Below are 23521 nucleotides of genomic sequence, written 5' to 3' on the forward strand. Positions count from 1 at the left end.
GCTTTACTCCTTATTGCAAAGTTCGGCAAGAACCAGAAATACGCTCCAACAACAACTAGTAATGTGAGGATTACCCATCACCCATCTCATTATCCCGTTCCCCTCAGGACAGGTGAATTAAATCCGTCCGAGCTTTTTCGGTTAGTGTTTGAAGGCGCCCATTCATCGCCGAATGATCCGCTCAACTGTTTCGTGCAAGCGGCGGCAGAGCACTTCCTGATCCTGAAAGTAAAACTGTTTAATGACGCCGGATTCAGCTACGGCCTGGCAGTCCTCAAGCGTGCTGAAATCTTCCAGCCAGACATTGCTCGACATGACACGCGCATATTCGACGGCGAACGCCTGGGCGGCGGTTTCAGGCTCCGTCGAATACATGTTGATGCGCTGATACATGCGGCTGACCGAGACAGGCCAAAAATTGTGGGTCTGATATTGACCGTCGAACAGCGCGATCCAGAAATTTGGGAAAACGAAGTAAATATCAGCTGCCCATTCCTTGTCGCGCGTGGGGTTCACCCCACGCGGCATGTCCACGATCTGCCCACTATTATAGGAGCGAATCGAAGGGCCATACTTCGCCGCCAGCTCATCGATCGGGCCGCGCGTCGGGTTCGCTCCCGCCGGCATCGAAAGGCGATGATTTTCGCCGAATGCCGAGAAGTCCAGCATGTGAATCATGGGGTTTTTCTGGCCGCCGAGCGAGTTGCCGAGAGTACGCCGATGCAGCGTAACCGCATGATAGCCTTCGACCTGGGAATCGACGCTGAGCTTCCAGTTACATCCCACCTCTCCTTCATAGCCAAAAATGGGGCTGTAGGTACTGAAAGGATAGCCAGCCAGTTCCTCCTTCAGGCCACCCAGTTGCTCGTCGAGCGTGAGGTGAGGCGTCTCGTCGAGATTGACGAAAATGAAGCCTTCCCAGAAATCGATGGCTATCGGCAAAAGGCCAAGAGTACGCCGATCGATGTCAAAGAACTGCTCTTCGTCTGGAATGTCGACGACATCGCCCTTGTCGCTGAACACCCAGCCGTGAAATTCGCACACGAAAAACTTCTTGTTGCCGGTTTTCACAAAGGACGTCTTGTCGGCCAATTTTTGGCAAATCTTGTTGCCGCGGTGAGGGCACGCGTTGTGGAAGGCGCGAATACTTCCATCCCGCCCGCGTGTCAGCAGGACACTGACCTTTAGGAATGGGATGTCATGGACAATGTAGTCACCCGCCTTCGGGATATCGGATTCGCGACCCAAGTTCAGCCAGTAGCGACGAAAAATCTTGTCACGCTCTAGCTCGAATTGCGCCTGATCGGTGTAGACCTCAGGGCTGACTGGGCCAGTGCCTAGATTCAGCTTCTTTGTCCACGATTCGGCTGTTTGGATATTCATATTCAATTCCCATCAATGCTTTAGAGCATACTGACCTCAGCGCTGCGCACCCCGGATCGGGCCGTCGGCCCATCCTTTATCGTACGACGCCATCAGTCGGATGTTGATTTCGATACGGGTAAATTTCCATTCGCCATCAATCTTGCAGTAGCGGTCGAAATATTCACCGGCGAGCCAGACCCCCTCGTTGGAAGCGTCGGGGAAATCCATCGTTGCGGGCTCCCAAAGGTACCACGAGGCTTCTGCTGTTTGACCGTCGCCGCTGACATTGATGAGCGGTTGCAGATAATAATGCGTGGTCCAGCGCACACCGTTCACACGGGCATTGTCGCGATACATAGCTTCCAGCGCTGCGTGCCCCTTGTGCGCACCAGAAAACGGCGGATTGAGCACAACCTCTGCGTCCTCGGTGAACATTGGAAGCAGCAAGTCGACGTTATTATCGTCATCGCAGGCCCGGGAATATCGCCAGCGGAGCCGCTTGATCGCCTCAATGTCGTCGAGGCGCTCGATCTTCCGCTCCAGTTCGGCAATGCGTTCATCGATAGGTCTGGTCATCGCAGCAATCCTTAAACGAACGCCTCGCGCGCGACCGACATGGCCGGACGGTTCGCTACGGCCTCGTGGGTGGGCAGGAACTTGCGCGCGTCGAAGCCACAAACGACAGCCGGCTGATGGAAGAACTCGATTGCCGGCGCGACCATCGCCAGCCCATAGCTAAGTTGAAGCAGGTTGTTTTCCTCGTCGGTAAGATCCTCAAGCACCTTGGCATCGAAATCCTCAAGGATATCCGTCATCAGCGGTGTCATGGCATCGTAGAATTCTCGCAATTTCGCAATGCTCGTAGTAAGCCGCTTCTCTTGGCGTGCGGTCTGCGTCGGAAGGATCCAATCGCGCGCAAAGAGTTCCAGAACCCTGTATTTCTCAGGCAACATATGAGCGTTCATCGGAACTGCACTCCCTTCAGTATTTTCAACGATCAGTTTGGAGGTCTGCGGGCTTGAAGAAGTCGGCGCGCACATCGACCTGATTCCACGCTTCGAAGCAGCGCGAGATCTCAACGTAGGACATCGCTATTTGCAAAAGCGCATCATCCTCAGGCGTCAACCCCTCAATCGGAAGCTTTTCTAGGTAAGCCATCACAGCCGGCATCCGCGGCGACACCGCATCGTAAAACGGCCTGATTTCTTCGATTGTGCTGCCGGTTCGTTTGGCGAACCGCTGCCGCTCCGAGCCAAGCGCCCATTCGCTCACCCACGGATCAAGATCTCTGAAGTTTTGGGGCAGGTTGTTCGAGGTCACCCCCCGATTTGCGACGTCAGACATCGGCGTGACTCCTGCAATTCTCAACGTGTCTATGGATGGTCTCGTACTGGTGACGGACCGCGATTTCCTGATCACACAGGACAAACTCACCGTCAGGCTCGGCGACGCTCTGGATCGCAACGGCGGTATTCATGTCTTCGCGCACCACATCACGCAGCGAGACAACACCATATTCCTGGCTGACGCGCCCCGCAGCCGTGGTAGCCGTCGGTAGGTAAACTTCGAGCTCGCAATGAGTGCGGTTCGCGGCGACCGGCCACAGGCGAATGATTCCAAACAGATTGGCGCTCAGGAACAAGACCGAATTTGGAAAGACCTCGAGAATATCGAAAGCCCAGTCCTTCGACTTTGTGTTGTTGATTCCCGGCGGGAGCGCAACCCCGCCTTCATTATAGGCTGCCACGGCACCATACTGGAAGGCGAGCGCCTCCATCGGTGCAAGCTCACGCTCGCCTACATTTTGCGGAACTCCGACCACCCGGTGATCCTTAAACAGGCGGACCCAGTCGTTGGGCAGCCAGAGCGGATCGGGATTGGTTGCCGCAACCTGTCCAGTATTGTTGAACAAGTGGACATAGGCTGCATGATAGCCCTCAACCGAACTATCCAGATAAAGCTTCCAGTTGAAATCCAGAGTCCAGTTATAGTTTCGCACCGCCTGCCAGTGATCCGTTGCGAAAAAACCATGAAAATCATCGTAAAGCTCGCCAAGGAACACTTGCAGGCTCTGCTCGGGTTCGGGCGAGAAGTTCACGAAGACCAGGTCTGACCATTCCCCGACATTGACTGGCTTCAGCCCATGATCCGCCTTGTCAAAGTCGAAGAAATATTCTTCGCCGGGGATTCCAGCTACCTGGCCGCTCAGATCGAATGCCCAGCCATGAAAGGGGCAGTTGATCCGGTTATGCGTATGGGTTCCGGGAACGCACAATTTCATGCCGCGATGAGGGCACACGTTCTTGAAGGCGTGCAGTGCCCCGTCGCGCGTTCGTGTGACAATGACCGAAGTCGAGAGAGTCGGAATGTCTCTGACGAAATAGGAACCTGGTTTCGGCAAATCGCTGGTCCGCGCAATCTGGAGCCAGGTATTGCGAAATATGGCGTCCCGTTCCTTCTCGAAGTACGCTTGCGAACAGATCCGTGAGCTCGGGATCGGCTCCAGACTGAGATTTGGATAGCGGCTATGAAGCTGCTGGTTGAGCGGTTCGTTCATCATGAGTGTCCTTACATAAAGCCCTAGAATTCCTTGCGTAGCGACACGGTCCACCGGCGCGGCTTCGAATACTGGATTTCGCTGCAACCGCACAAAGTGGAAACGTCGAACGCAGTCTCGACGTACTGTGCTTCGAAGACGTTTTTCACGTAGAACTTTAGGGTCCATGCCGCGTCGGCGCTGGTCCAGGCTAAGCCGGCATTGACCAGCGCGTAGCCGTCGTGCCGCTGGCCCGCGAAGTTGCGGATATTGTCGTAAAAGCTGGAAATGTAGGAGCCATCGGTAAGCAACGACAGCTTTCCGCCAAGTGGTGCAAAAGGCAGTTCATAGGCCAAGTTGCCTGACAGCTGGAAACGCGGAGAAAAGGTGGGGCGGACATCCGCCAGCACCGCCGGTGCGGTCGGTGTCGCTGCGGCGATCGCCACATTCTCGACCGTCGCCTTGGTATAGGCCATCGCCAATCCGCCACGCAGTCGCTCGCCGATGGTGAATTGGGCATCCACCTCGGCGCCCCATACATGGGCATCATTGTTTCTGATGATGCCAGAGGCATTCTGGAGCGCGAACGTCTGATAGTCCTTGTAATCATAGTAGAATACGGCGGCGCTCAGGCGAAGGAGATTATCGAATAGCGCCGTCTTCGCGCCTAGCTCGTAAGAATAAAGGGTTTCCGGGCCGTAAGGGATTTCCGAAGGTTGCAGCGGCGGGCTGTTGTCGGGCAGCTTACCATTGAAAGCGCCGCCCTTAACGCCGCGATTGATACTGGCGTAGATTAGCGATCCATCCCCGCTACGATATTCGAGCGCAAACTTCCCCGCCCACAAGGTATCGTTCACGCGATTGCTCGTCGAAGGCTGAATGCCCGGTACCAGCAGCACATCCGTATCGATGGCATAATCGTCCGTGTTGGCAAAGATGCTCGACGCAAAACTGTACCGAAGCCGCTCATGAATCAGGCGACCACCAAGCACCACCTTAAAGTGGTCGGACAATGGATAATCCACCTGGGCAAACACCGAATAGTTGGTATTCTTGAATGTCACCTGATTGATCAGGTCCACACCGACCGGACCGGCTCCCAAGGACTCCGCGAACAAAGAGTTTCTCGGCGCCAAGAAGCCAATATTGGAGTCGGCGCTGACTGAGGAGAAGAACGCACCGGTCGCCCAACTGAGCTTGCCGTCGGTTTCGCCTGCAAGCCGGATTTCCTGCGTAAAGCTGTCCGAACTGTTGGCGGTGCCAAGCGCTAGGAAGTTGACCGCGCCGCCATCGACATCGACCGCAATCGACTTTTCGAAGCGCTTGTAGCTCGACACGGCAATCAGGTCGAACCCGTCGAACGCCAGATTCGTGTGGAGTGAAACATCATAGGACCGCAGATAGTAGCCGTCGCCGCGCGCGAAATCGGATGCTGTTTGCTGATGGTCAAGAGGCGCGACAAAGCCAAGGCCGTCCGGCGTCCCCGCCGGCGGGGCAACCGTACCGACATGTTGCCCCGCCGCATTGAACACCGGAACCAGGGCGCGCGACGTGTAGGGCGCGGTCCCGAGCTTCAGGCGGGCGGCCGTTCCGGCCAATCTCAGATTGAGGCGATCGGTGACGTCGGCTTCGATCTGCAATCGTCCAGCCAGCATGTCCTCCTTGCCTAGATCCTCGCCAAAACGTGGGGTCGGCGGCGCGCTGGGAAAAGCGAGTCCTGCTGGATAGACGTTTTGGAGGTAGCTGCCCTGGCGCGAATACAGCACCGAGGCACGAGCCCTCACGTCATCCGAAAGCGGGCCGCTGATCGCGCCTTCGCCCCGAACAGTGTCGAAGCTGCCGTAGCTAATTTCAGCGAAGCCTTCGAATTGATTCGTTGGCTGACGGGGAATGAAATGGATCAGGCCGCCGGTCGCATTCTTCCCGAACAGTGTGCCTTGCGGTCCCTTGAGAACTTCGACCCGCTCAAGATCGAAGGTCCCGAACACTTGCCCCTGTAGCGACGGCACGTAGGTGTCGTCATAGTAGACCGCGATCGGCCCCTCGAATATATCATTGAAGTCGTTCTGGGTCACTCCACGGATCGAATATTGCTGGCTCTGGCCAGCAGCAGCGTTGGACAGAAAAACCCCGGGAGTGAGCCGGACGATGTCCACGCCGGATTCGACGTTGAGCCGGGCCAACTCAGCGCCTCCGTAGGCCGACACCGCCATGGCAACGTCACGGACCGACTGCTCACGGCGGTTGGCTGTTACAAGGATTTCTGCGCCGGAATCAGCTTCGGTAGCCGACTGGTCGCTAGGAGGCTCGGCGACGCTTTGCGCGAAAGCAGGGCAAGCCCCCATGACCAAGGCTGTCGTGCACAACCAGACTCCAGCGTTTAGCGCGCCAATACCGGATAGAACATTCATGCAGTTTACTCCCTGCCCACCCTCTTCAATGTTTCCGGAGAAGTTACCGCCTTCTCGTCGCCTGAAGGATTTCTCAAGTCACTATGCAATCAAGACATGGTGTCCGTCTATCCGAACTAGGAAACATACTATCCGTTTCCGGCAGTGAAATGGGTGCAGGTGTTGACGTGATGTCGTGGACGACCTCCGCACCAACGTAGCTGTGCGATGATGTGGTCGTTGTAGGTTCACGTCTAGGAGTCGTTCCATGGAGCAGGAGATCGTTTGAGGTGGTGCCGGTTTTCTGGACAGGGTGTTAAGCTACTCCCGACCTGATGGATTGGTACGGGAATGAAGACGACGAGGAAGCGCTACAGCGCGGATTTCAAGGCCAAGGTAGCACTGGAGGCGATCCGGGGTGACCTGACCTTGGCGGAGCTGGCCGCCAAGCATGGCGTTCACCATACGATGATCGCGGCCTGGAAACGGCAGGCCATCGACGGGATGGCGAGCACCTTCTCCGGGGCCGGTGATGCGGCCAGGGCGGTCAGCGAAAGCGAGGTGGAGAAGCTGCACGCCAAGATTGGGCAACTGGTCGTCGAGCGGGATTTTTTAGCGAAAGCCTTCGGTCGATGAGCGTGGACCGGAGGCGAGCGATGGTCGAACCTGCTCACCGCCTGTCGATAGCGACCCAGTGCCGCCTGCTCCAGATCAGCCGCTCGTCCTATTACTACGCACCAGTGCCGGAAACCGACGAGACGCTGGCGCTGATGACGGTGATCGACGAGACGTTCATGGAATGCCCGTGGTATGGCAGCCGCCAGATGGCGCGGCACCTGCGTCGCAACGGCCACGAGGTAGGTCGTCGCCGTGCACGGCGGTTGATGGCGAAGATGGGGCTGACACCGATCTACCAGCGGCCGCGCACGAGCGATCCGCACCCGCAGCACCGGGTTTATCCGTACCTGCTGCGCAAGCTGGCGATCGAGCGACCCAACCATGTCTGGTGCGCCGATGTGACATACAGTGCGCCTCGTCCCGGATGGTCCGGGGTGCATATGACTGGAATGCAAAGGAGAAAGGAGGAACTGAACGAATGCCTTGCCCTCTGCTGTGAGGGGGCATGAGCCCAAGCGGCGGTGACCTGCCGTCAACTGGCAGGGTGACGTAGCCCGCAGGTAAAGGGGATTGAGGCGAAGCCGTTACGCCGAGATGGTCCCCGAGGCTGTAGCGCTGGAAGGTTGAGGAACACGAACCGGTTAATCCGCATCCGAGGGCTGAAATGTCGCCTTCGCCTACACGGCTTAACAGGCGGAATGCTGATGATGGCGCCGGAGACGTATGTCGGCGACATCCGAATGTGGCCGGAAATGTAGCCCGTCCGCATGGAGCCATGGAGAGAATGCAGCCAGGCCATGGCATCGGCATCGACTTGCGGGACGCAAGGACAAGGACTGCGACCGGCAGCCTCCCCAGCGCGCGAAAGTCCAGCATATGAACGAGGGAAGGCATGATGGAATGCCAAGGGAGTTGGCCCCGATGTCCACCGTGCTGGCGGAGTCCCCGTAGTAGTCCGCGACAGGGAAAGCCTGTCACATGGCGAAGGGGGACAGTTCAATCAGCTTGAAGTGCAAACTACCTGACCAAACGAGGTGAAGACCTTTGATAATCAGCGAAATGCAGCACAAGCTCGCGACGTGGGCCGAGAGCGACCAGAACCGCAAGTTCGATCGCCTTCTCCGGCTCATTGCCGATCGGGCGTGGCTTGCCGAGGCGGCTCGGATCGTGCTGGCGTCGAGTGGCGCCAATACGCCGGGCATCGACGGAATGGACAAGCGACGGATGCAGGCCGTACTGGCAGAACAGCTGGCCAGTCTGCGAACGGACTTGCTGACGGGGAGTTATCACCCGCAGCCGGTCAGGCGAATCTATATCCCGAAAGCCAATGGCAAGAAACGACCACTTGGTATCCCGACCCTGAAAGACCGCATCGTCCAGCGCGCGATGCTGATGGCCATGGAGCCGATCTGGGAAAGCGACTTCCATCGCCTCTCCTACGGCTTCAGGCCGGAACGCAGCGTGCATCACGCTGTCCGGACCGTGAAGATACAGTTGCAGGATAGTGGTGCCGGAGCGCGGGGCCGCTGGATCATCGAAGGTGATCTGGCGAGCTACTTCGATACGGTCCACCACCGGCTTCTGCTTCGCTGCGTTCGGCGGCGAATCCGGGATGATCGGTTTGTTGATCTGCTCTGGCGATTCCTGAAGGCGGGCCACGTCGACCGTGGCCTGTTCGTCGCCTCAAGCGAAGGTGTACCGCAAGGCGGCGTGCTGTCGCCGCTCCTGTCCAACATCATGCTCCATGAGTTTGATGCGTGGCTGGAGGCGAAATACCTGAGCGACAAGGCGCGAAAGGATCGCTGGGCATGGAACTTCGGCATCCAGCAGGGGCGCCCCATCACGGTTCGCGAGAACCGGCAATGGAAACCTGCTGTCGCCTACTGCCGTTACGCCGATGACTTCGTTGTCATCGTCAAGGGCACCAAGGCACATGCCGAGGCCATCCGCGAGGAATGCCGGGCCTTTCTGGAAGACGACCTGAAGCTGACGTTGAATATGGACAAGAGCCATATCACCCACGTCGACGACGGGTTCGTGTTCCTCGGGCACCGGATTATCCGCAGGCGGGGATCGAGCGGACGCATGTCCGTGGTCTCAACGATACCCAAGGAGAAGGCCAAGACCTTCGCTCGCCGATTGGTCGAGGCTCTCTCCGGCAATCATGAGGTTGCCGCGGTGGACATGATCGACGGTCTGAACCGCCAGCTGGCGGGATGGGCTGCGTTCTACAGGTTCACCGACTTCACGGCGCGCACATTCCGGCGCATCGACACCGTCGTGTTCTGGAAAATGGCGCACTGGTTGGCGCAGAAGTACCGGTCCCGTATCAAGCCTTTGATGCGTAAATGGTACCGCATGCCGGAAACCGGCCAATCGAAGACGTGGCTGGTCTACGGTCGAAGCAATCAGGGCAATGCCGTCGGCAAGGCGCTGCGACGACTGGTCACAAGCCAGAAGATGCAGTTCCGGTGGCGGAATCCGGAGCGAAATCCCTACATCTATCGGGACGAGCTCCGAAACACCGTCACCTCCCGCTATCGTGATGTCGCCATGGCCTTGGACCAAGGTTGAATAGAGAGCCGTATGCGCTGAAAGGTGCACGTACGGTTCGGGGAGGGGAAGCGCTTATGCGCTTCCTACTCCACTCCCGATGCGCCGGGGCTTCCTCTATCTGGTGGCGATCATGGACTGGGCTACCCGCAAGGTGCTGGCCTGGCGGCTGTCGAACACGATGGATGCCGGGTTCTGCGTCGCGGCGTTGGAAGAAGCCCTGGCCCGGTTCGGCAAGCCCGAGATCTTCAACACGGATCAGGGCAGCCAGTTTACCAGCTTCGCCTTCACCAGCGTGCTGCGCGACGCCGAGGTCCGCATCAGCATGGATGGCCGGGGCCGGTGGATGGACAACGTCTTTATCGAACGCCTCTGGCGATCCCTGAAGTACGAATGCGTCTATCTCCATGCCTTTGAGACCGGATCGGAGTTGAAGGCTGGCCTGGGCCGGTGGATCACCTATTACAACACCCAGCGCCCGCACTCGGGCCTGGCCGGGAAAACCCCGGTCGAGGCCTATCGGCGGATCGGGCAATCAGAACATGGGGGGCATGCCCCCCATGTTCTGATGACCAGAATGGCGGCATGAACGACAACCGGGATTAGCTTAACTTAGCCGCCAAACTGTCCAAGAAGGCGGGACCACCTCACGTTACCGTCGGATTGGATCTGGCGAAGAATGTGTTTCAGGTTCACGCCATCGCTGCCGATGGCGCAGTACTGATCCGGCGCAAGCTGCGCCGGTCCGAGCTTATGCGGTTCTTTGCGGAGTTGTCGCCTTGCCTGGTCGGCATGGAAGCCTGCGCGTCGGCGCATCACTGGGCGCGCGAGCTCATGGCAATCGGCCACGAGGTGCGCCTGATGCCGCCTGCCTATGTTAAGCCCTACGTGAAGCGCGGGAAGACCGATGCGGCGGATGCCGAAGCGATCTGCGAAGCGGTCACCCGGCCGACGATGCGCTTCGTCGCTGTGAAGTCGGTCGAGCAGCAAGCAGTTCTGATGCTTCACAAAAGTCGCGACCTGATGGTCCGGCAGCGCACCATGCTGATCAACGCGCTTCGCGGCCACCTGGCTGAGTATGGGATCGTGACGGGATTGGGTGCGGGCGGCTTAGCGGCTTCCCTGAAGGCGCTGCATGAAGAACAGGACAGGTTTCCCGTTCACGCGCGTTCGGCCCTCCATGGCATTGCCGCTCAGTTGAGGGCGTTAGCGAGCGAGATTGATCGGCTAGAGGCGCAGATCCTCGATTGGCATCGTAACGACGAGACAAGCCGGAGGCTGGCCACGATCCCAGGGATCGGCCCGATTACAGCCTCGGCTATCGCCGCCGCGGTGCCCGACGCATCGCTGTTCCGATCAGGCCGTCAGTTCGCCGCCTGGCTTGGCCTCACACCTCGAGCGAACAGCTCCGGCGGCAAGGAGCGGCTGGGCGGAATAACCAAGCAGGGCGATGGCTATCTTCGCCGGCTCTTGGTTGTCGGCTCGACTGCTGTCATGCGGATGACGCGCAAGAATCCGGCCCGCCAACCCTGGATGGCGGGCCTGCTCGAGCGCAAGCCCACGAAGATTGCGACAGTGGCGCTCGCCAACAAAACAGCCCGGATTGCCTGGGCCGTAATGACGCGGAAGGAGGTCTACGCCGTTGCCGCTTAAAGAGATCCCGATCGCTCGATAGTCGCGTGATGGGATGCGTAGGAGCAGCTTAGTAGTGATGACGAACCGGTCAGACCGGGGGTTGGTGAAACCCAGGGGGTCACAGCGCTTCGAGCGCGATGACGTGATTAGGGAGCCAGCCTGCGGACTTCATCAGGGCCAGCAGCCATCCGGTGCTGCGCGAACAGGCCGAACACATGGATGCACCCGACCGCAATCATCACTGCCGAAAAGCTCTTGCGCCGCGGAGGTCGTCCACACAGGGCACTACATCGCGCCGGGCAAGCCAATGCAGAACGGCTAGCGGTGCGCAGCCTGTCTGGCCATTGATCCAGGCGCGTGAACAGTCACAAAAACGCCTTGCCGGCGTGGTCCTCGAACAGCTCGGCCGCGCGCACATAGCCGAGCAGCACCTCGACCCTCTTGTGCCGCGACACTTCCTGCATCTTGGCGATGGTCGCGCCTGAGCGGGACGCTTCGGTCAAAAACCCCGCGCGTAACGAGTGCCCCCCAACCGTCTCCGGATCCAATCCCGCCCGCCCCGCATATTTCTGGATCAGCCGCGCGACCGAGCGGTCCGACATCGGCTTGTTTGTCAGCCTGCCCTGCGGGTCGATCTGGTAGAACAACGGCCCCGCACTGCTGCCACGGACCGCCAACCAGGCTTTGAGCCGCTCCACCGGTTTGAGGGTCTTGCCGGAGGGGACCGCGATCACCTGTCCCTCACCCTCCTGGTCGGTCTTGGAGTGGCGCAGCGTCAGTTTCAGGCCCTTGTCGACCAGTTCCACATCGCGCCTTTCGAGCCCGACCAGTTCCGACCGACGCAAAGCAGCCGCCAGACCCAAGGCCATGATCGCCCGGTCACGGATCGAACGGGTGCCTTGCCCGTCGGCGGCCGCGATCATCGCCGTCAGCTCGCTGGCCGTAATCGCCGCCTTCCTCGCGCGGGGCCGCGCGCGTTGCTCGCGGCGGATCCCGGCCAGCGTATCGGCGATGACCGTGCGTTCGTCACGGAGCGTCGGCGCGACCAGTCCGTCCTGCCGGTGCTTCCACCCGATCGCAGCCAGATGGCGGCCGATGGTGCTGTCGGCCTTGCCCGCCAGGGCGAGCGCGGCAAGATACGTTGCCACGGCTTCGGGCCGCGCGGGCAGCGGATTTAGGTCCCGCTGCCAGCACCAGCCCTCGAATTGGCTCCAGTCGCTGGTGTAGGCGCGGATCGTGTTGGCGGCCTTGGCCTGGGCGCGATAGGAGCGGGCCGCCGCGATCTCCTCTCCAAGAATCCGCCCTGGATGAGAGATTTCGGCAGCGGACGCCGCCATGTTCGGAATGAGCGGGGTCGGCGGGTACTGTTCGGCGGGATCCTCGCTTCCATCGGCCATTTTCCGCCCTTCCCCGCAGCAAACCGGCCCTGTCCTACCTCTATTTCCACTGTCCGTGAAGAGCCATTATCGGACAGTGAACGGACCGTACAAGCCGAGTATACTTTTTGCCGTTATGGTATATTCTGGGACCGATGGAACACGCCCCTCCCCCGTGGCAACTGGCCCTCGCGCGCCTCGAGGGCGCGCTGCCGTTCCTGTCCGCCGAGGTCGCGGACGGTCTGGCGCGGGCCTCGCTCAGGCGGCTGTGGCGCGTCCATGTCCGCGACTTTCCTCAGGAAAACCAAGGCCCCGAGCACAATCCGGGGCTTGAAGCGGCCGAACTGACCCGCTCGTGGTACGCGGCCGAACGGCAGGATTTCCTGTCGTGGATCGGCCGGCGCGGCCCCCCTCCCCTCGCCCGCGCCGCGCGGCTCGCCTTGGCGGCCAAGGACGCGCGCGAGAGCTTCTCGAGCGCCTATGCGGCCGCTGACCGCGCTGTCGGACGCCAAAGAAGAGCGCAGTAGAGAGCAATCCTTCGCAGCCGACGTGCCAAAATAGACTGCGGTGAAGATGCGCCCCGGAAACGTGCCGCTGCTTACCCCTGCTCGCTGAACCGCTTGGCCAATCGCGCGGAGGCACCGCTCTTCATGGCCAGTTTCGCCCCGTAGCGCATGACCGTGCGGGCGTCGCGCCAGCGGTAGGCCTGCATGATCGCGGGTAGCCCTTCTCCTGCCGCAAAGTTATCCTGCGCCACCCCGACCCGAATCGAGTGCGAGGACACCGCTTTCAGCCAACGATCAAGCTCAGCCTCACTCATCTCGCCAAGCAGGCGCTTTTCCCAAGCGCGGCGAACGAGACGCTTGTAGATCAGGCCAATGCTATTGGGGTGCAGCCGCGCCGCGCCGATCCTGTCGATCGAGCCATCGAAGTGCGTCACCACCCGGCGCAGCAGTGGGCCCTTGTCGATGCCGCCCACCTCGCGCCAGCGGGCGATGGCCACCATGGTCGCGGGTGCAAGATAGGCCTCACCGCCCTCCCCTGCCTGGTCGGTCTTGCTCGAGGGGATGTTCAGAATCCCCGCACCTTCGGCATCGGGCCCCTCGACATGCGCCACGTCGATCGCCACCAGCTCTGATCGGCGTGCGCCGGTATCGTAGGCAATGCGCAGCAGCGCTGCGTCACGCAGGCCCAGTGCGTCACGCCGACAGGCCTTGATGAGGTGGGCAAGGCAGACACCGCACGCAGGGCTGTCGAGATCGGCGATGTCGCCCTTGAACCGGATGGCCCGCGCCTGACGCTGGCGCACGCCCAGGTGCTTGCGCGCCGCCTTGCGCTCGAACTTCACCAAGGGATCGGCAGTCGGGTCGGGAAGACCCGCCATCCGGTAAGCCCATCCGACATGAACGAGGTAGCGCTCGATCGTCGCCGCTGCGCGCGGCGTCATGTCAGGGGTGTCGATCCCGGCGAGCGCGCGGATCCAGGCCGCCACATCCGCCGGCGAGGCTTCACACGCGGACACGCCGTGCTTGCGGCACCACCCATCCCACAAGGTCAGGTCAGAGCGAAACGCCCGCCTTGTGTTGCGCGACCAACCCCGCATGGCGGCGTCGAGCAGCGCGGCGTCGATGGCCTCACCACCGCCGACCAGCGCACGCACGTCAGCGATGAGATCGACAGGCTCGCAGCTCAACGGAACAATTGAGGTGGAAGGACGCTTTTTCGCCATGGGCGTGAGGATAGCCGGGCGTTTCTATAATGTATAGAGGCGTGATAACGATCCATTATCAACACTGAGCGTCAGAGCATACTTTACCCAGATTCCGTTTCAGTTCATTATTGGCTATGGACAACCGCCCCGCCCTGCCCCGTTTCGGCCCCGATTATACCCCGAAAATGGTCGCGGCGATAGCAGCGTGTTCGACAGCGATAGGGCGGCTCGATGCCCGGATTACCGCCAGTCCTGTGGCTAAACCGTGGGCGATGCGCGCAGCCTGGAGCGGCTATGCGAAGGCACTGCAATTGCAGTCGGGCGAGGTAGAGGAAATCGACGTATTTTCGTGGGGCTGTGGCCTGAAAATTCCCGGTCGCCCTCCCCTGCCCAGCCATGTCGACCTGTTCGACCGGTTGGACGATTGGCGCTCGGCGCTCGATAATCCAGACCCGCTCGCCTGGCGCGATGCGCTACCCACCGCGATCAGCGAAGCGATAGAGGCGAAGGACCACCCTCTCCTAGTGCGTGCCTTTGACACTGTGCGCCAACTCGCCCGGATCGATCACAGCATCATGGCCTGGCTTGGCCTCCCCTTCGCGCTTCGAGATCTTGGCCTGACCGCTACTCCCCTTCCCTGCCTCGCCGGCTGCGCCAAGGCGTTCAGGCTGAAATCTCGGCCGAACGAAGACGAATGGTTGGCGACGCTGCGCGCGCTCGAAAGAGCGGCCCGGATCGGCCTTGAAAGGCTGCACGGTCTTGAGCGTCATTTTCGCAATGCCCAGCGCGCGATTGCCGCCGAGTATCGACCTGGCGCACTCCCTGCGTTACTGGCACTTATCCAGTATCGGCCGCTCCTCTCCCCTCAATCAGTTGCAGAACTGCTCTCCATGAGCATCGCTGGAGCGAGCAAACTGATCGAGCGCGCTTCTATGGCAGGCCTTCTCGTAGAGATCACCCAGCGGCGGAGCTGGCGTCAATATCTGACTCCCGACCTCGCTGCGGATTTTGGCTATCTACCGGCGAAGCGGGGGCGGCCTACCAAAGAGCCCCCTCCCCTTCCCGTCGATCGCGATCTTGCTTCTGTCTTCGATGCATTCGACAGGGAAATGGCAGCAATAGACAATCTCCTCACCGGGGTGCGCTAGCCGAATTTGTTTTACGGCGCACTTCGGCATTCGAAGAAACTAGAAGTTTATCAACCATTTAGGCTTGTGCCGCGTTATGTGCTGCATACACCGCCGCGTATTGTAGGGCACGATGTAATGCGCTGTGTGCTGCGCCGTTGTCTGCGTATGCGCACTCGCCCGCGCTAGCGTCTGCGCGTTCCGCCGTGCTGCCGACCGCGCCGCTACCATGTGACGGTGATGTATATGTACACGCGCAGCAGCACGCGCACTCGTATGTGGGCGCGCGGCATACTTGCACCGCGCATATACACGCGCTATCACCGTCGCATACGGATGGTGCCGCGCATCCTTATGCGCGGTCGGCTACTGCCGCGCGGGCGAACGCGCGGCCTTGTATTGGAGGAGTTTAACGAATGCCGGTCATCACCATCGCACAGAGCAAAGGAGGTGCGGGCAAAACCACACTCGCTCTCGCGCTCGCATCCGAATTTGAGGCGCTTGGCGGCTCCGTATTCATGCTCGATGCCGACCGCCAGAATAGCCTGTTAAACTGGCACCGCGATCGCCGCGAAGAGGGGAGGGGAGGGGACTCCCTCATAACCGTCGAGGATGCCTCCCAGATCCGTGACGGCGAGATCGGCGCCGCAATCAAAAGAGCAAGGGAAAACGCGCAACTGGTGATCGTGGATTCTGAAGGCACGTCCAACTTCAAGACCGCATATGCCGCGATGGACTCTGACTTTGTGGTGATACCGACTCGCTCCTCGCGCCTCGATCTCGAAAGGACCGTCGAAACTAGCGAAATGCTGCAGAAGATGGGTGGCGGAGTGCCATACCGAGTGCTCATTACCCAAACCGGGCAGGTCGCCCGCTCGCGCGCCGAGTGGGAAATCGATGCCCAAATCAGCAGTGCATTGCCGATATTCAAGGAACAAATGCATACGCTCGATGCGTTCCGCGCCATGTCGAATTTCCGCATGACCCTCGCGGAGGTGGAGCAAGCCGGTCTCGCCAAAACCGAAAAAGCCCGGCGAATAGCCCAGAGCATCCTCGCCGACGTCCTCGGCGAAATTCAGAACAAGGAGGCATCCAATGGCTGAACCCAAACCCGCAGCCCCGGCCATGGGTGACATCATCGGCAAAACCCGGCAACGGCTCGAAACGCACGACGATCCAACCGAACGCCTGAAGAGCCTGATCGCGTCCACACCGCCAGCGGGCACAGCAGTCGATCAAACGCCGATCCGGGAACCAGTCCGACCAACTCCCCCCGCAAATTACTTCCCGCAAGTACACGCAGACACCTCCGCAATTCCCAAGCGCAAACCAATGCGCGGTCCGGCGCGGACCAAGCACATCACCATGCGTCTCTCGCAACCTGAACGGGACAGGCTCGTCATCTGGTGCGAAGCCAGAAATCTCAGCCTCCCCGATGGGATCATCGCCTTGCTCGATCTCGCCGAAGGGGAGGGCGCTCCTGGACCGGGGCCGGTCTGAGGCTCGGCGTCCGTTTATATGAGTGATCGGGGGCAGGGGCCCCCTATGCACGCCCACGTTGCTGCACGAAGGATTTACAAAACCCCTCCCACGACTTGTAAAGTGCATCCCCAACCAGGTTATCCAGTCGAGAACCCATCGTCTTGCGATACCCGCTCGCAATGAGATCCTTGTCCCAACCGCCGCCATAATCCGCAACGATCGTCAACAAACGCGTGTCGGGGCAGAAGTGCAGAGAATCGCGGGGAAACGGCTTACGCTCGATAATCTTCGGCCGATCCGCGATCGCCATCGTCTCCACCGTGCCCTCACGCCGCGCGCGCCGACCAACCCTGGGACGATCCAACTCGCGCGCGGTTTCCTCCTGATCCTCAAGATCCTTGGGGTGAAACATCAGTTTCACGGCCTCGACCGGCCGACCGCGGCCCGATCCCCGGATTTCCTCCCATTCAACCGTGAAATCCGCCAGCTGATCGATCTCCGCCTTCGACTTCGCCAGCACATCGCGCCGGAACTCGGCAAAGTTCTTGAAGCTGCCGTCAGGAACTCCAAGCTTCCGCCGCAGTTCATCGACCTTCATTTTGTACACCCGGTTCTGCCGATTGATGATCAGACACCCCAGATCGTAAAGAGAGAGAGCATAGCGAGACTGCAGCGCAAGCATCACACCAAGATTGACGCGCGCATAATAGTCGGAACGCTGCAACACGCGCTTGAAATTATCCGAGAACTGAAATTCGACGACGCTCATCCCGTCTTCGGAAATTTCCTCGACGCAGCTCGCTAGCAACGCCTGCGACATCACCGCAGGTTTACCCTTCGACGTCGTCGTCCGGATACGAACAATGACCCGAAGCAATTCATCCATCACGGTCTGAATACGCTCGTTACCCTTGTGGGAGCCTCGAAGCTCCTTCTTCGTAATAACGAACGTCTTGTCTTCAGAGGCTTCCGGACCAGCCTTGCGCAGCATCAACGCGAAAGCTTTGCGCGCAGCAGCGCCAAGCGAGCCGGTCTCGAACTCGGACTCGACCAATTCGCCGGGCTTGCTTACAAAATCGAGATCACGGCGGCGAATCACATCCGCAACGCGCAGCGTCCGGCTCAGACTCTCCAGCCCTGATGTTACCTCGATTTCCGATATGTCCGAATCGAGCTTCATATGAGTTGCATACCATCAGCGTGTCATAAAGAGAACCCGCCCCCGTTTACTCACATAAACGAACCCCCGCCGACTCATGAAAAGAGGGCAGGGCGCTCTGTCATCAACCCCCTGGTCCTCACATAAACGCGCCGCGAAACCGGCAGAAATACACGGGCTTAGGAGCGCCCCCCAATTCCTCACATAAACACCATAAGTTAGCTTAGATCATTCAGCTGCCGAGAGACCAGACAGTGCGTGCCCCCGGCGCCTCACAATAACGCCCCGCCAAGCTGCTGATCCGAATCGATTTTCAGGGGCACCCCCGTCCACTCATATAAACGCCGATCGAAAGGGCTGACCGCTTACCACTGCAAGCCCAGACGCCCCCGATCACTCATATAAAGAACCGCACGACCGGCGTCAGCCAATCCCGACCGCCACCATCGCCCTCAAAATCGACCCAAAATCCAGCACAGTCGGCCAACGAAACGATTCATTGGGCTGAATCAAACCCTTCCAGAGGCCACTTCATATCGAATCCCGGGCACCCCCAATCGCTCACATAAACCCCCGCACGCTCATCCAGTTGCCCCCTTGCGCTCGCATTAATGCCCCCTTGCGCTCACGCTAAAGCCCCCGCCAGCTCATATAGAGGGATATCAACGCATTGAGTTTCAACGACTAAATGGTCCCGAATCTTAGAATCATGAATCTATAGAAGCTCCCGCGCTCCGCTTGGGCGTTTTTTATAAGATGATTCTTTAAGGGGGATGCAACCGCGAGGTTGGCTCCCGACACCACCGGCCTGCCCAATCGGACGCCGTAGCCCACAGCGCATCAAGCAACGGCGCTAGCACTCTGATTACGTCAGAGGCAGCAAACTGTCGACCATCGCAGCGTACATCGCCTCCACCTCGGTTTGCGACGCAACGCGGCTATCAGGGCTATCGACTGGCGCTGTCCGCCACGGCATTCCTCTCATGACGCGCTTCGAGCGACTTCAAGGTCCGAATAAGAGGAGGGGGGAGGGCGGCTCACTGCCCAATGCAGGGTTTGCAATTGTCCCTTACCCTCATTCTGATGAAAGGCCCCTGCTATGCCGACTACTGCGGGATCGACCGCCGAGCGCAAACTCAACAGCTTCCAGCGCGCCTGGGAATATGCCTGCCGTCGGAGCGAGCGGGCCGGCTATCCCCAGACCATCGTACGAACCAGGCTTATCGAACAGCCCTTTCTGGTCACCACAACGCCAGACGACGACGCTGAGATTGCTGCGCAGGTTATGCCGTGACGGAATACCCCACCCGGCAACCTGCCATTCTCTTAACCGGCTGGAGCCCGGAACGTCCGCCATGATCGACCAAGCGGAAACGACGGCGCGAACGCGCCGACCGGGCCGTCCGGTTCCGGCGAAATATAGGGCGAGATCGGATCGTTCACGGCATGGTGGCGCGCTACGCTGCCCCGTGCCTTCAGGATCGCGGCAAGCCATTCGAGATCGTCGAGCATATGGGACGCACCGCGTCCAGCGAGCGCGTAGTAGATCGAGCGCTGATAATCATCGCCGCTCTCTCCCAGAATCCGGCCCAGCTTTCGCCGACCGTCTGGATGGCGGGTGCCGACAAGATGCACAGCCTCGAGCAGCTCTACCACCGAATAATAAGCGTCGTTCGCTTCGACACCGATCGACAGCGCCGCGATTGCCCGGCGTTCCGGACGCTGCACATGATCCAGCGACGCATCGACAAGCGTGATGTCGATATCGATCCGGCCAGGCAGTTTCTTCGGGCTGCTCATGTGACATCTCCTAGACAAGCAATAATCGGAACATAGCACGAACAAGGCCAATCGACCAGAGCAACTTCCTCCAGACTGTTTATCAGGCGAAACACCATGTGCTATGCTCCCCACCGAACGCCAGTGGACAGGAGAATGCGCATGCTGAGAGCATCAGCGGCATGCCCCCGATGTCGCCCTGGATCGTTCCATGTGGCTGGTTGATCGCGGGGGCAGGGGCCACCAACGAATCCCGATCGATCCGCTCGTTCGCGACGCGCTCGTGCGATGGTACATCGGGAAGGGAAACCACCACGACGAGGAAGCGGGCGTCGTCTTGGTGGAACAGGCCAGGCTCGGCGAAATGTGGATCGCTTGTGACTGCCTGGGCGCCCAAGTCGCTCCGCCGTTGATGACGCCGGCCTATCTCAGCGAAGCGGAAACCTTCTACCTCAGACGCCTGACGGGTCCGGGACGACCCGAGCATCACCTCGATTGTCCATTCTTCCATGCCCAGGCCGCGCCCGGACACATGGCGGCCGCCGATCCGGTTCGACCAGTCGACCGCCCCGAGGGCTATTTTTCGGTACTCAAGAGCGCTCCGGTTCGCCTTGCTCGCGCGCCCGAAGACAGCGCAAGCGGTCGTGTGCGCCAACCGCATATCCCGCGGCTTGCCCGATTGATGTGGCGGCTGATCGATCTCGCCGGTCGCAACCAGGCCATGCTGTCGCCCAGTGGCGAACGCGGCATCGCCAGCGAATTCGCAGCAATCCAGCAAGCCGCCGGTCATATCGAGGTTGCGCCAGGCGTCGAGCTGGCGAGGGTGTTATGGACGCACGGTTCAGCCTTCCGGCATCGGAGCGTCTATGCCGGTATTCGCGCGCTTGCTTCCCGCTGGCCCCGCGGACACGCCCCGCAAGGATTTCTCCTGCTGTTTGCCAACGGCATTGAGGGCAATGTTATCCATGCCGCCGGCTGCGATCCCATCGAAGTCGCGACCCGCATCCAGCACCCATCGATTCATGGCACGCCCGTCGCCGGCCCCTATCTGGCGCTGATCGTCATCGGCGAGCTGCCGCAGGTGAAGGGCTATGCGCCGTTGCGGGCCTATGCTCAGCCCATCTATTCGGGGCAGCGCTTCATACCCGTCGATTCCGATTTCGAACGCACCGTCCTGCGCGATCTGTTGCGGATTCAACACCGGCTTGACGAACATCGTTACGACAGCGCGATCACCAAGCCCCTGTTCGACATCCAGACGCCCGCCGGGAACTGCCGGCCCGACTTCATCATCGAAACATATTCTCGTGAAACAGGCGAGAACCGCATCGCCATAGTCGAGGCGATGGGCTTCGACACGGACGCCTATCACGACGCCAAGGCGATCACCCATCCGCGCATGGAAAAGATCGCTCCGGTCATCGACATCAATGATACCGACCTACGCGACGGCGCACTGCAAGCGCGTCTGTTGGACCTGATCACCAGCGCCTGAAGCCGCGGATGCGGGCTCCCTTTTTTGCCAAACGCCGGAAATCGACCAACCCGCTCTGAGGCCCGATGGGCCACGAGAGGGAAGGGGGAGGGGAGCGGATTGGACTCGCCGGATTGGAGCCGCATGGCCGCGAAGGACGGGTCCGCGACATTCCGCAAGGAGACGTGCCTTGGACGCACCAGAACCCGTTCCCGAAATCACTCTGCCGCTTTCCAAAATCATCAAAGGAGATAATCCGCGCCGCTATTTCGACCGCGCGAAGCATGAAGAACTCGTAGCGTCCATCCGTCGGCGCGGCGTCTTGCAACCGATCCTGCTCAGACCAAAGGACGGATTCTTCGCAATCGTCGCGGGCGAACGTCGTTATCGCGCCTCGCTCGAGGTCTATGGCCCGGAAGGCGAAATCCCGGTCGTCATTCGCGAGATGACCGATCGGGAAGCCCTCGAAGCCGCAATCGCAGAGAACCACGATCGCGACAACGCATCGGAGACCGAACAGGCCGATGCAGCAGTGCGGGTGCTCGCGGCATGCCAGGGTGACCGCGCGGAAGCCGCAAAGCGTCTCGGATGGTCCCGCACCATGTTCGATCGCCGGCTCGCCCTCGCTGAACTATCCGAACCGGTCAAAACGGCACTGGACGAACGCCGTATCAAAGTCGGTCATGCCGAACTGCTCGCCGCGGTGCCGAAAGACAAGCAGGACAAGGCGCTCGAAACCATTCTCACCGCGCAGCTCGACGTCGCCAAGACACAGGAGCTTCTCAAGCGGGTGACACAGGACCTTGCGTCTGCCTGTTTCGACAAGAGCGAATGTACCAAGTGCCCCTATAATTCAGCCACCCAGCGCGCGCTCTTTGAGACCCATGTCGACGACGGATACTGCACCAACGCCGGATGCTTCCAGATCAAGACCGAAGCTGCCGACGTCATCCGTTTCGAAAAGGAGGCCCAGGCCGAAGCCGCGGCAAGAGCCGCTCTCGCGACGTCTGCAGACGATGAGAGGGCAGACACCGCCGATACGGAACTCGATACCACGCCGCCCGCAGCCTCGCAGGATGGGGAAGGGGAGGGCGAGCCACCTTCGGTCCAATCCGAAGCAAATCCATCGTCGGCGCCAGCTCCGGTCAGCCCGGCAAAAGCCTCGCAAAGCGCCCCGAAACCCGGTGTGACGGCCAAGTCGCTCGCCGCGCGCACGAAGGAGCTTCGCGAAGCGACCTGGCGGACCGCGCTTGCCCGAGCGCTCGCAGGCAACGCAGATCACGCCCGGACGACCATCCTCGTTGCCGCGATGTCCGGCTCGCTGTCCCAGATCAAGGCCGAGACGCTGACGTCGCGCGCCAGTCTGCTTGTCGGCGATAATTTCCGGGATCTCGATTATGCGAACAGGATCGCCGAAATCCAGGCGCTGCCCGATGCGCGCTCGGCGAACATACTGTCCGTCATTGGCGCGGCTTACGCCAAGGACGTCCTCAACTTCAGCCACGTCGCGGATCTCGCGCGGGTGTTCGGGGTCGATCTGCGCGACAGCTGGCAGGTCGATCAGGCGTTCCTCGAGCGATACACCAAGGACGAACTCAGCTTCATCGCTCAGGAATGCGGCCTCGTTGCTCATATCGGCGCCAAGTCCTTCGCGCGCCTCCTCGCCTCCAAGAAGACGGAACTCATCACCGGCATGCTCAACCGTATCGGGTTCGACTGGGCCGGACGACTGCCCGGCGCAATGACCCTCGACAGCACCTATGGCCCGCCGCCGGACCCGACACCAGTTCCCGATGAAGCACCCGCGCGCGTCGCCGAACTCGTTGCCTGATTACCCACCCGTTCCCCACACGAAAGGACTGAACACCATGCTTGTCACAAGCCTGCTGCCGCTGCTCGCCCGTTATTCACTCACGCTCGACGTCGTCGCCGGACCTGACGAGACCGTCACGCTGACCATCATCCCGCGCAAGGCCGAGGGCGCTACCGCTACGCTCGACACAAGCGAGACGCGCCCGATCGCCATCACCGCAAGCGCCGCCGAGATCGATGCCGAACTCGCCAGGGGAGCCGAAGGCGCGCTCGGTCAACTCATCGCCGCACGCAAGACGCTCGCCGACCAACTGGCCGGACAGCGCGAGGTCGCCGAAGCCGCCAGGACGGCCGCGATCGATGCCGCCAAAGCGAAGTCGGCTTCAGCGCCCAAGCCCTCGGCATCGACAACCGCGGCAAAGACCCCGGCGCCGGCCACACCCCCCGCGGACGCCAAAGCGGACGAGCCCGCCAGCCTCTTCTGACCCCGGTCATTCTCCCATC

20 protein-coding genes and 2 pseudogenes are annotated in these 23521 nt (G+C 60.4%); 12 read left to right on the forward strand and 10 right to left on the reverse strand.

All coding sequences use genetic code 11. The annotated features are described in order from the left end of the window. Positions 1-162: 162 nt before the first annotated feature. From DM450_RS22925 to DM450_RS22950, 6 genes are read right to left on the reverse strand one after another with little or no spacing between them, the layout of a single operon-like run. Entirely contained in the window at positions 163-1383 is a 1221-nt protein-coding gene (locus DM450_RS22925; protein ID WP_142639586.1) for an SRPBCC family protein, read from the reverse strand. Between the two features lie 36 nt (positions 1384-1419). After that, positions 1420-1941, reverse strand: a complete 522-nt coding sequence (locus tag DM450_RS22930) for a nuclear transport factor 2 family protein (protein ID WP_008827654.1) — start codon at positions 1939-1941, stop codon at positions 1420-1422. 11 nt (positions 1942-1952) lie between these two features. Beyond that, positions 1953-2330: a hypothetical protein gene (locus tag DM450_RS22935; RefSeq protein ID WP_008827655.1), complete on the reverse strand. Its 378-nt coding sequence runs from the start codon at positions 2328-2330 to the stop codon at positions 1953-1955. Positions 2331-2355: 25 nt separating this feature from the next. Continuing rightward, the gene (locus DM450_RS22940; RefSeq protein WP_008827656.1) at positions 2356-2709 is read right to left on the reverse strand and encodes a hypothetical protein; all 354 of its coding nucleotides are present in this window, start codon (positions 2707-2709) and stop codon (positions 2356-2358) included. Continuing rightward, positions 2702-3922, reverse strand: a complete 1221-nt coding sequence (locus DM450_RS22945; protein WP_008827657.1) for an aromatic ring-hydroxylating oxygenase subunit alpha — start codon at positions 3920-3922, stop codon at positions 2702-2704. Before DM450_RS22945 ends, DM450_RS22940 begins: the two co-directional genes overlap by 8 nt. Positions 3923-3945: 23 nt before the next feature. Beyond that, positions 3946-6312: a TonB-dependent receptor gene (locus DM450_RS22950; protein WP_142639588.1), complete on the reverse strand. Its 2367-nt coding sequence runs from the start codon at positions 6310-6312 to the stop codon at positions 3946-3948. Between the two features lie 330 nt (positions 6313-6642). Here DM450_RS22950 and DM450_RS22955 point away from each other — a divergent pair. From DM450_RS22955 to DM450_RS22970, 4 genes and pseudogenes are all read left to right on the forward strand, one after another. Continuing rightward, a pseudogene (locus DM450_RS22955) lies at positions 6643-7337 on the forward strand (IS3 family transposase); the annotation flags it as partial. A gap of 631 nt (positions 7338-7968) precedes the next feature. Then, positions 7969-9483: a group II intron reverse transcriptase/maturase gene (gene ltrA, locus DM450_RS22960; protein WP_037517834.1), complete on the forward strand. Its 1515-nt coding sequence runs from the start codon at positions 7969-7971 to the stop codon at positions 9481-9483. Positions 9484-9550: 67 nt separating this feature from the next. Further along, a pseudogene (locus DM450_RS22965) lies at positions 9551-10051 on the forward strand (IS3 family transposase); the annotation flags it as partial. A 35-nt stretch (positions 10052-10086) separates the two neighbouring features. Next, positions 10087-11115 (forward strand): IS110 family transposase, encoded by a 1029-nt coding sequence (locus DM450_RS22970; RefSeq protein ID WP_142639590.1) that lies wholly within the window; start codon positions 10087-10089, stop codon positions 11113-11115. Between the two features lie 347 nt (positions 11116-11462). Here DM450_RS22970 and DM450_RS22975 read toward each other — a convergent pair whose 3' ends face one another. After that, complete coding sequence (locus tag DM450_RS22975) at positions 11463-12494, reverse strand: site-specific integrase (protein ID WP_008828482.1); 1032 nt, start codon at positions 12492-12494, stop codon at positions 11463-11465. Between the two features lie 134 nt (positions 12495-12628). Here DM450_RS22975 and DM450_RS22980 point away from each other — a divergent pair, with 134 nt between their 5' ends. Continuing rightward, a complete protein-coding gene (locus DM450_RS22980) occupies positions 12629-13000 on the forward strand; it encodes a hypothetical protein (RefSeq protein ID WP_260610694.1) in 372 nt (123 codons plus the stop codon). Between the two features lie 71 nt (positions 13001-13071). Here DM450_RS22980 and DM450_RS22985 read toward each other — a convergent pair whose 3' ends face one another. Then, complete coding sequence (locus DM450_RS22985) at positions 13072-14202, reverse strand: integrase (protein ID WP_043146076.1); 1131 nt, start codon at positions 14200-14202, stop codon at positions 13072-13074. A 116-nt stretch (positions 14203-14318) separates the two neighbouring features. On the opposite strand from DM450_RS22985, the gene DM450_RS22990 reads away from it, so the two are divergent. The 3 genes from DM450_RS22990 to DM450_RS23000 all read left to right on the forward strand — a co-directional run bounded on the left by DM450_RS22990 (position 14319) and on the right by DM450_RS23000 (position 16811). Continuing rightward, positions 14319-15332, forward strand: a complete 1014-nt coding sequence (locus DM450_RS22990; RefSeq protein ID WP_185928866.1) for a hypothetical protein — start codon at positions 14319-14321, stop codon at positions 15330-15332. A gap of 395 nt (positions 15333-15727) precedes the next feature. Continuing rightward, on the forward strand, positions 15728-16414 hold the full coding sequence (locus tag DM450_RS22995) for a ParA family protein (protein ID WP_006954007.1): 687 nt from the start codon (positions 15728-15730) through the stop codon (positions 16412-16414). Continuing rightward, positions 16407-16811, forward strand: a complete 405-nt coding sequence (locus DM450_RS23000) for a hypothetical protein (RefSeq protein ID WP_142639592.1) — start codon at positions 16407-16409, stop codon at positions 16809-16811. The genes DM450_RS22995 and DM450_RS23000 overlap by 8 nt, the downstream gene beginning before the upstream one ends. 43 nt (positions 16812-16854) lie before the next feature. On the opposite strand, the gene DM450_RS23005 is transcribed toward DM450_RS23000, so the two are convergent. Next, positions 16855-17973, reverse strand: a complete 1119-nt coding sequence (locus tag DM450_RS23005) for a replication initiation protein (protein WP_142639594.1) — start codon at positions 17971-17973, stop codon at positions 16855-16857. A 1078-nt stretch (positions 17974-19051) separates the two neighbouring features. Here DM450_RS23005 and DM450_RS23010 point away from each other — a divergent pair. Then, positions 19052-19246: a hypothetical protein gene (locus DM450_RS23010; RefSeq protein WP_142639596.1), complete on the forward strand. Its 195-nt coding sequence runs from the start codon at positions 19052-19054 to the stop codon at positions 19244-19246. Positions 19247-19278: 32 nt separating this feature from the next. On the opposite strand, the gene DM450_RS23015 is transcribed toward DM450_RS23010, so the two are convergent. Next, positions 19279-19752 (reverse strand): hypothetical protein, encoded by a 474-nt coding sequence (locus DM450_RS23015; RefSeq protein WP_142639598.1) that lies wholly within the window; start codon positions 19750-19752, stop codon positions 19279-19281. A 190-nt stretch (positions 19753-19942) separates the two neighbouring features. Between DM450_RS23015 and DM450_RS23020 the strand changes: the two genes are divergently transcribed. The 3 genes from DM450_RS23020 to DM450_RS23030 all read left to right on the forward strand — a co-directional run bounded on the left by DM450_RS23020 (position 19943) and on the right by DM450_RS23030 (position 23502). Next, positions 19943-21226, forward strand: a complete 1284-nt coding sequence (locus tag DM450_RS23020) for a hypothetical protein (RefSeq protein WP_142639600.1) — start codon at positions 19943-19945, stop codon at positions 21224-21226. Positions 21227-21395: 169 nt separating this feature from the next. Beyond that, on the forward strand, positions 21396-23036 hold the full coding sequence (locus DM450_RS23025) for a PRTRC system ParB family protein (protein ID WP_142639602.1): 1641 nt from the start codon (positions 21396-21398) through the stop codon (positions 23034-23036). Between the two features lie 37 nt (positions 23037-23073). Continuing rightward, a complete protein-coding gene (locus DM450_RS23030; protein ID WP_142639604.1) occupies positions 23074-23502 on the forward strand; it encodes a PRTRC system protein E in 429 nt (142 codons plus the stop codon). The last annotated feature ends 19 nt before the right edge of the window (positions 23503-23521 follow it).

This window comes from Sphingomonas sp. IC081 (assembly GCF_006874585.1).
GTDB lineage: Bacteria > Pseudomonadota > Alphaproteobacteria > Sphingomonadales > Sphingomonadaceae > Novosphingobium.

Bases quoted from the DNA above. Each gene is read 5' to 3' on its own strand.
- DM450_RS22925 (WP_142639586.1), bottom strand. From the start codon at position 1,383: ATGAATATCCAAACAGCCGAATCGTGGACAAAGAAGCTGAATCTAGGC.
- DM450_RS22930 (WP_008827654.1), bottom strand. From the start codon at position 1,941: ATGACCAGACCTATCGATGAACGCATTGCCGAACTGGAGCGGAAGATC.
- DM450_RS22935 (WP_008827655.1), bottom strand. From the start codon at position 2,330: ATGAACGCTCATATGTTGCCTGAGAAATACAGGGTTCTGGAACTCTTT.
- DM450_RS22940 (WP_008827656.1), bottom strand. From the start codon at position 2,709: ATGTCTGACGTCGCAAATCGGGGGGTGACCTCGAACAACCTGCCCCAA.
- DM450_RS22945 (WP_008827657.1), bottom strand. From the start codon at position 3,922: ATGAACGAACCGCTCAACCAGCAGCTTCATAGCCGCTATCCAAATCTC.
- DM450_RS22950 (WP_142639588.1), bottom strand. From the start codon at position 6,312: ATGAATGTTCTATCCGGTATTGGCGCGCTAAACGCTGGAGTCTGGTTG.
- ltrA (WP_037517834.1), top strand. From the start codon at position 7,969: ATGCAGCACAAGCTCGCGACGTGGGCCGAGAGCGACCAGAACCGCAAG.
- DM450_RS22975 (WP_008828482.1), bottom strand. From the start codon at position 12,494: ATGGCCGATGGAAGCGAGGATCCCGCCGAACAGTACCCGCCGACCCCG.
- DM450_RS22980 (WP_260610694.1), top strand. From the start codon at position 12,629: ATGGAACACGCCCCTCCCCCGTGGCAACTGGCCCTCGCGCGCCTCGAG.
- DM450_RS22985 (WP_043146076.1), bottom strand. From the start codon at position 14,202: ATGGCGAAAAAGCGTCCTTCCACCTCAATTGTTCCGTTGAGCTGCGAG.
- DM450_RS22990 (WP_185928866.1), top strand. From the start codon at position 14,319: ATGGACAACCGCCCCGCCCTGCCCCGTTTCGGCCCCGATTATACCCCG.
- DM450_RS22995 (WP_006954007.1), top strand. From the start codon at position 15,728: ATGCCGGTCATCACCATCGCACAGAGCAAAGGAGGTGCGGGCAAAACC.
- DM450_RS23000 (WP_142639592.1), top strand. From the start codon at position 16,407: ATGGCTGAACCCAAACCCGCAGCCCCGGCCATGGGTGACATCATCGGC.
- DM450_RS23005 (WP_142639594.1), bottom strand. From the start codon at position 17,973: ATGAAGCTCGATTCGGACATATCGGAAATCGAGGTAACATCAGGGCTG.
- DM450_RS23010 (WP_142639596.1), top strand. From the start codon at position 19,052: ATGCCGACTACTGCGGGATCGACCGCCGAGCGCAAACTCAACAGCTTC.
- DM450_RS23015 (WP_142639598.1), bottom strand. From the start codon at position 19,752: ATGAGCAGCCCGAAGAAACTGCCTGGCCGGATCGATATCGACATCACG.
- DM450_RS23020 (WP_142639600.1), top strand. From the start codon at position 19,943: ATGTGGCTGGTTGATCGCGGGGGCAGGGGCCACCAACGAATCCCGATC.
- DM450_RS23030 (WP_142639604.1), top strand. From the start codon at position 23,074: ATGCTTGTCACAAGCCTGCTGCCGCTGCTCGCCCGTTATTCACTCACG.